Source organism: Methylobacterium sp. WL6, assembly GCF_008040095.1.
GTDB lineage: Bacteria > Pseudomonadota > Alphaproteobacteria > Rhizobiales > Beijerinckiaceae > Methylobacterium.
The window spans coordinates 1-6,133 of the sequence record NZ_VRVH01000268.1; the positions used below are offsets into that span (position 1 = coordinate 1).

A 6,133-nucleotide genomic window follows, 5' to 3' on the forward strand; every position below is an offset into this window, starting at 1 on the left:
GCGCCGCCCTGTTGCGGCCGAGCGACCGCGCCCGGGTCATGCGCGCGCTCGAGATCCTCGCCGCCACCGGCCGGCCGATCGCCGCGTTCCACGGGCCACGCGTGCCCGGTCCGCTCGCAGGACGAAGGCTGCTGAAGATCTTCCTGGCGCCCGAGCGCGAGCTGCTGCGCGCCCGCATCGACGCGCGCTTCCGCACGATGATGCAGCGGGGCGCCCTCGACGAGGTCGCGGCGCTGCGCGAGCGCCGCCTCGACCCGCTGCTGCCGGTGATGCGCGCCCACGGGGTGCCCGGCCTGATCGTGCATCTCGACGGCGCGATCGGGCTGGAGGAGGCGATCGTGCGCGGGCAGGCCGACACCCGCCGCTACGCCAAGCGCCAGTTCACCTGGTTCCGCCACCAGATGGGAGCGGAGTGGCGCTGGCTGGCGCCCGAGGCGGCGATGGCGGAAATCGACTGAGGGATCTCAGCGCTCCAGGCGCGCGACGAGGCTCGACGTGTCCCAGCGGTTGCCGCCCATGGCCTGGACGTCGGCGTAGAACTGGTCGACGAGGGCCGAGACCGGGAGCTTGGCGCCGTTGCGGCGCGCTTCGTCGAGCAGGATGCCGAGGTCCTTGCGCATCCAGTCGACGGCGAAGCCGAAGTCGAACTTCCCCGCGTTCATGGTCGAGCCGCGGTTCTCCATCTGCCAGGAGCCGGCGGCCCCCTTCGAGATCACGGAGAGCACCGCCTCCACGTCGAGCCCCGCCTTCTTGGCGAAGTGCACGCCCTCGGACAGCCCCTGGACGAGGCCGGCGATGCAGATCTGATTGACCATCTTGGTGAGCTGGCCCGCCCCGACCGGCCCCATCAGCCGGCAGGCGCGCGCATAGGCGCCGATCGCGCTCTCGACCTTGTCGTAGCAGCCCTGGCCGCCGCCGCACATCACGGTGAGCATGCCGTTCTCGGCGCCGGCCTGGCCGCCGGAGACCGGGGCGTCGATGAAGCCCAGCCCCTTCGCGGTCGCGGCCTCGGCAAGCTCGCGGGCCACCTCGGCCGAGGCGGTGGTGTGATCGACGAAGATCGCACCGGCCTCCATGCCGGCGAGCGCGCCGTCCGGACCGAGCACGACGCCGCGCAGGTCGTCGTCGTTGCCGACGCAGGCGAAGACGATCTCGGCGCCCTCGGAAGCCTCGCGCGGCGTCGGCGCATGCGCGCCGCCGTTGGCCGCCACCCACGCCTCGGCCTTGGCGGCCGTGCGGTTGTAGACGGTGACCGAGTGGCCCTTCTTGACCAGGTGTCCGGCCATCGGGGCGCCCATGACGCCGAGCCCCAGGAACGCGACCTTCGCCATCATCCGTCTCCGTCTCGTGTGCTGATGGAGCGGTCTAGGTATCGCGCACCGCAGCGTCAAACCGCGGCGCCGACGAAGTGAAGCGGATCGCGACAACGCCGCGCGGTTGTCCACTCGCTGCCGCGATGGGGATTTTCCTCAATCCAAAATTGCGGCATCACGCGCGGGATCGTCGGCCCCCGAGTGCCGGCTTCGGGAGTGGAACGATGGGCGCGATCGGTAGGCATGGCCCCTGGGCCCTGGTCGGTGCGTTGGGGGCGGCGGCGCTCGCCATCGTCGCCGTCGAGCGCGGCGAAGCGGTGAACGCGCTCTGGCTCGTCGTCGCGGCGGTCTGCGTCTACCTCATCGCTTATCGCTACTACGCGCTGTTCATCGCCGAGAAGGTGATGCGGCTCGATCCCAAGCGCGAGACGCCGGCCGTCCTCCACAACGACGGGCTCGACTACGTCCCGACGAACAAGAGCGTCCTGTTCGGCCACCACTTCGCGGCGATCGCCGGTGCCGGCCCCCTCGTCGGCCCGGTGCTGGCCGCGCAGATGGGCTACCTGCCCGGCCTGCTCTGGATCCTCGCCGGCGTCGTGCTCGCCGGCGCGGTGCAGGACTTCATGGTCCTGTTCGTCTCGATGCGGCGCGACGGGCGCTCGCTCGGCGAGCTGATCCGCACCGAGCTCGGCACCGTCCCGGGCATCATCGCGCTGTTCGGCACGTTCCTGATCATGGTGATCCTGCTGGCGGTGCTCGCGCTCATCGTCGTCAAGGCGTTGGCCGAGAGCCCGTGGGGCACCTTCACCGTGATGTCGACGATCCCGATCGCGATGCTGATGGGCGTCTACACCCGCTACATCCGCCCCGGCCGCATCGGCGAGGTCTCGATCCTCGGCTTCGTCCTGCTGATGGCGGCGATCTTCGGCGGCGGCGCGATCGCCGACAGCCCGGTCTGGGGCCCGGCCTTCACCTTCACCGGGACGCAGCTCTGCTGGATGCTGATCGGCTACGGCTTCGTCGCCTCGATCCTGCCGGTCTGGCTCCTGCTGGCCCCGCGCGACTACCTCTCGACCTTCCTGAAGATCGGCACGATCGTCGGCCTCGCGCTGGGCATCGCCTTCGTCGCCCCGCACATGCAGATGCCGGCGGTGACCAAGTTCGTGGACGGCACCGGGCCGGTCTGGGCGGGCCAGCTCTTCCCGTTCCTGTTCATCACGATCGCCTGCGGCTCGGTCTCGGGCTTCCACGCGCTGATCGCCTCGGGCACCACGCCCAAGCTGATCGCCAGCGAGGCGGATGCGCGCTTCATCGGCTACGGCGGCATGCTGATGGAGAGCTTCGTCGCGGTGATGGCGCTGGTCTCGGCCACCGTCATCGATCCGGGCGTGTACTTCACGATGAACGCGCCGGTCGCGCTCCTCGGCACGACGCCGGAGACCGCCGCCGCCGCGGTGACGAAGCTCGGCTTCCCGACCACGCCCGAGGTGATCGCTCAGACCGCCAGCGATGTCGGCGAGCGCACCATCGTCGCGCGGGCCGGCGGCGCGCCGACCCTCGCCGTCGGCATGGCGCACATCATCTCCAGCGCCATCGGCGGCAAGGCGATGATGGCGTTCTGGTATCACTTCGCGATCCTGTTCGAGGCGCTGTTCATCCTCACCGCGGTCGATGCGGGGACCCGCGCCTGCCGCTTCATGGTGCAGGACCTGGTCGGGCTGGCGGTGCCGTCGTTCAAGCAGACCAACGCCTGGGTGCCGAGCATCCTGGCGACGGCCATCGCGGTCGGCGCCTGGGGCTACTTCCTCTACCAGGGCGTGACCGACCCGCTCGGCGGCATCAACACGCTATGGCCGCTGTTCGGCATCTCGAACCAGATGCTGGCCGCCGTGGCGCTGACGCTGTGCACGGTGGTGATCTTCAAGATGAAGCGCGAGCGCTACGCGTTCGTGACGATCATCCCGACCGCGTGGCTGTGCATCTGCACCCTCACCGCCGGCTGGCAGAAGATCTTCTCCGCCGACCCGAAGATCGGGTTCCTCGCCCATGCCGAGCGCTACGCGGGCGCGCTGGCGGAAGGCAAGGTGCTGGCACCGGCCAAGGACCTCGGCCAGATGGGCCAGATCGTGCTGAACGACCGGATCGACGCGGTGCTCGCCGCGCTGTTCATCGGCCTCGTCGTGGCGATCGCCGGCTTCGGCATCGCCGCCTGCGTCAAGGCGCTGCGCTCCGACCGCTGGACGGCCCTCGAGAGCGAAGCCCGCATCGTCGCGGCGGAGTAGGGCCGATGGAGGCCGCTTCGCAGAACCTGCGCGACCGTTGGAAGGCCCTGTCCAAGTGCGTCTGCGACGGCGCGCGCCTGATGGTGGGGCAGGGCGATTACGCGGCCTATGCCGCCCACGTCGCGCGGACGCATCCCGACCAGGCGCCGATGACCGAGATCGAGTTCTTCCGCCATCGGGAGAACGCGCGGTTCGGTGTCGGCAACACCAGCGGATTTCGCTGCTGTTGACCATGCGACGGCGTGACGGACGGATCGTTCGAGGATGCGGCCCGGTCGCGGGCGGGAAACGCTTGACTCCGAACGGGCATTTCCCGTGAGTCAGGCGAGTGCGAGGTAGGCAATGAGCATCTTCCAGGACGCCATTCTGCGGTTCGGCCGGACGATCATGTCCTATGCCGGCGACGGCCTGTTTCTTGCTGCCGCGGTTTCGGCCGCGGCCAACGTGACGATCGCCGACGGCGACGTCGACGAGGAGGAGGTCGAGTCGGCGATCTCGGGCATGCGCGCCAACCCGATCCTCCAGAAATCCTACGACACCCTGCGGATCGAGCAGGAGCTGTACGAGGGCATCGCCCGCGCCAAGACCCGCGCCGGGCGGATCGAGAACCTGCGCCACGTCGCGGCCATCGCCGACCGGCCGCTCGACCAGCGCCAGGACATCTTCCTGATCGCCGCCGACGTCGCCGATTTCGGCGGCATCAGCGAGGTCGAGCACAAGGCGCTCGACGAGATCGCCGCCGCCCTCCAGGTCGAGAAATCGGCCCTGCTGCGCTGACCGGCCGTCGATCGCAGGCCCGGAAGGGGATCCATGTCGCGGACCGGACAGGTTGCCTTCGACACCTGGCTCCGCGGCCTCACCGGACTCGCGTTCGTCGGGTTCCTGCTCTCGCTCGTCACCTTCGGCATCTACCGCTTCTGGTACATGACCGACCTGCGGCGCTTCTTCTGGAGCCGCACCGTCGTCGACGGCAGCCCGGCGGACTACACCGGCACCGGGCGCGAGCTCTTTCTCGGCTTCCTCGCGGCCCTCGGGCTGCTGATCGTGATCTATGTCGGGCTGTTCGGCCTGGCGATCGCGCTGCCGAGCCTGGCGCCGTACTCGGCGATCCTGTCCTTCGTCATCTTGTTCCTGCTCGGGCAGTTCGCGATCTACCGCGGGCGCCGCTACCGGGCGATGCGGACGCTGTGGCGCGGCATCCGCCTCGGCCAGGACGGCTCGGGCCTCGCCTATGCCGGCCGGGCCGCCCTGTGGTGGGCGCTGACGCTGGCGACGCTGGGCCTCGCCTTCCCGTTCATGCGTGCCGGCCTCGAGCGCTACCGCATCGGCCACACCCTGATCGGCACCAGCCGGATGGCGTCCGACGCGCGCGGGCGCGCGCTCCTCGGGCCTTGGCTGCTGTTCTACGCGGTGGCGCTCGGCCCGGTGCTCGCCTTGCTGCTGGCGCTGATCGCCGCCAACGACTTCGTCCTGCCGATCGACCTGATGCTGCCCAAGCCCGGGGGCAAGGCCGGCAATCTCATCCTCAACCCCGCCTATGCCGGCACCCAGATCGCGACCCTCGCCGTCGCGCTCGGGATCACCGCCGGCTTCTGCCTTCCGCTCTCGCTCCTGCTGGTGCCGTTCTATCGGGCGCGCGAGACGCGGGTCTTCATGAACGCGGCGCGCCTCGGGCCGGTCCGCCTTGTTTCGACGCTCCGGGCGCGGCAATTCTACTGGCCCTACCTCGTCTACGCGCTGTCGCTCCTCGGCTTCGTCGTGGTGGTCGGCCTGATCGCGCTGCTCGCCGGCCTCGCCGCGCGGGCCGCGGGCGGCGACGGGCTGGCCTGGGCGGCGGTGCTCGGCGGCGGCCTGCTCTATCTCGGCGGCGCGCTCGCCTTCGCGGTACTGTACGTGCGCGTCGTCCAGGCCCGCTTATGGGCCGCGGTCGCGACCACGACGCAGGTCGCCGATGCCGACGGCCTGAACCGCATCCTCGCCGCGAGCCACGGGCCCGGCAGCGGCCTCAACGAGGGCCTCGCCGACGCGCTCGACGTCGGCGGCGCGCTGCAGATCGGGTTCTGATGGCGCTCACCGCCTCCGGCCGCTGGTTCGACGGCCGGAGCGCCGCGCCGCACGCGGTGACCCTGCACCTCGGCGAGCGCCTCGAGATCACCGGGCTGGAGGTCCATCGCGACTGGAACCTGACCGATTTGCGGGCCGGCGAGGGGCAGGCCCCGCTGCTGCGCCTCGGGATCGCGGGCGATCCCGGCCATGTCGAGGTCGTGGACCCGTCGTTCGCCGCATGTCTCGAAACCCGCTGCCCCGACCTGCGCAAGCGCGCAGACGCGGGCGGAGGGACCAGGCGCCTCGTCGCCGGCTCGCTTGCGGTCGGCATCGCGGTCCTGCTCACCGTGTTCTTCGGCCTTCCGATCGCGGCGGGCGTTCTCGCGCCGCTGGTGCCGGCCGGCATCGAGGCGCGCCTCGGCACGGCGGTGGAGGCGCAGGTGCTCGACCTGATGGGCGAACCGCCGCCCTGCGCGGAGCCGGCCGGCCGGG

The 6,133-nt window shown here is 70.7% G+C and carries 6 protein-coding genes and 1 pseudogene; 6 read left to right on the forward strand and 1 reads right to left on the reverse strand.

The genetic code is table 11. The features are described 5' to 3' along the window. The coding region (locus tag FV230_RS23020; protein ID WP_281408316.1) for a tRNA dimethylallyltransferase at positions 1 to 458 on the forward strand (458 nt) is incomplete at its 5' end. A gap of 6 nt (positions 459 to 464) precedes the next feature. Here the strand turns inward: FV230_RS23020 and FV230_RS23025 are convergent. Beyond that, positions 465 to 1,331, reverse strand: a complete 867-nt coding sequence (locus FV230_RS23025; protein WP_147844058.1) for an NAD(P)-dependent oxidoreductase — start codon at positions 1,329 to 1,331, stop codon at positions 465 to 467. Positions 1,332 to 1,537: 206 nt separating this feature from the next. On the opposite strand from FV230_RS23025, the gene FV230_RS23030 reads away from it, so the two are divergent. From FV230_RS23030 to FV230_RS23050, 5 genes and pseudogenes are all read left to right on the forward strand, one after another. After that, entirely contained in the window at positions 1,538 to 3,595 is a 2,058-nt protein-coding gene (locus FV230_RS23030; protein ID WP_147844054.1) for a carbon starvation CstA family protein, read from the forward strand. Between the two features lie 5 nt (positions 3,596 to 3,600). Continuing rightward, positions 3,601 to 3,825 carry a YbdD/YjiX family protein gene (locus FV230_RS23035; RefSeq protein WP_147844055.1) on the forward strand — a complete coding sequence of 75 codons (225 nt, stop codon included), beginning with the start codon at positions 3,601 to 3,603 and terminating at the stop codon, positions 3,823 to 3,825. 112 nt (positions 3,826 to 3,937) lie between these two features. After that, positions 3,938 to 4,372 carry a tellurite resistance TerB family protein gene (locus tag FV230_RS23040; protein WP_147844056.1) on the forward strand — a complete coding sequence of 145 codons (435 nt, stop codon included), beginning with the start codon at positions 3,938 to 3,940 and terminating at the stop codon, positions 4,370 to 4,372. Between the two features lie 33 nt (positions 4,373 to 4,405). Then, a complete protein-coding gene (locus tag FV230_RS23045; protein ID WP_147844057.1) occupies positions 4,406 to 5,659 on the forward strand; it encodes a DUF898 family protein in 1,254 nt (417 codons plus the stop codon). Next, positions 5,659 to 6,133: pseudogene (locus FV230_RS23050) on the forward strand (peptidase M48); the annotation flags it as partial. The gene FV230_RS23045 and the pseudogene FV230_RS23050, both read left to right, overlap by 1 nt.

What these genes read in the sequence shown, in the direction of transcription:
- FV230_RS23025 (WP_147844058.1), bottom strand. Translation starts at nt 1,331, where the DNA reads ATGGCGAAGGTCGCGTTCCTGGGGCTCGGCGTCATGGGCGCCCCGATG.
- FV230_RS23030 (WP_147844054.1), top strand. Translation starts at nt 1,538, where the DNA reads ATGGGCGCGATCGGTAGGCATGGCCCCTGGGCCCTGGTCGGTGCGTTG.
- FV230_RS23035 (WP_147844055.1), top strand. Translation starts at nt 3,601, where the DNA reads ATGGAGGCCGCTTCGCAGAACCTGCGCGACCGTTGGAAGGCCCTGTCC.
- FV230_RS23040 (WP_147844056.1), top strand. Translation starts at nt 3,938, where the DNA reads ATGAGCATCTTCCAGGACGCCATTCTGCGGTTCGGCCGGACGATCATG.
- FV230_RS23045 (WP_147844057.1), top strand. Translation starts at nt 4,406, where the DNA reads ATGTCGCGGACCGGACAGGTTGCCTTCGACACCTGGCTCCGCGGCCTC.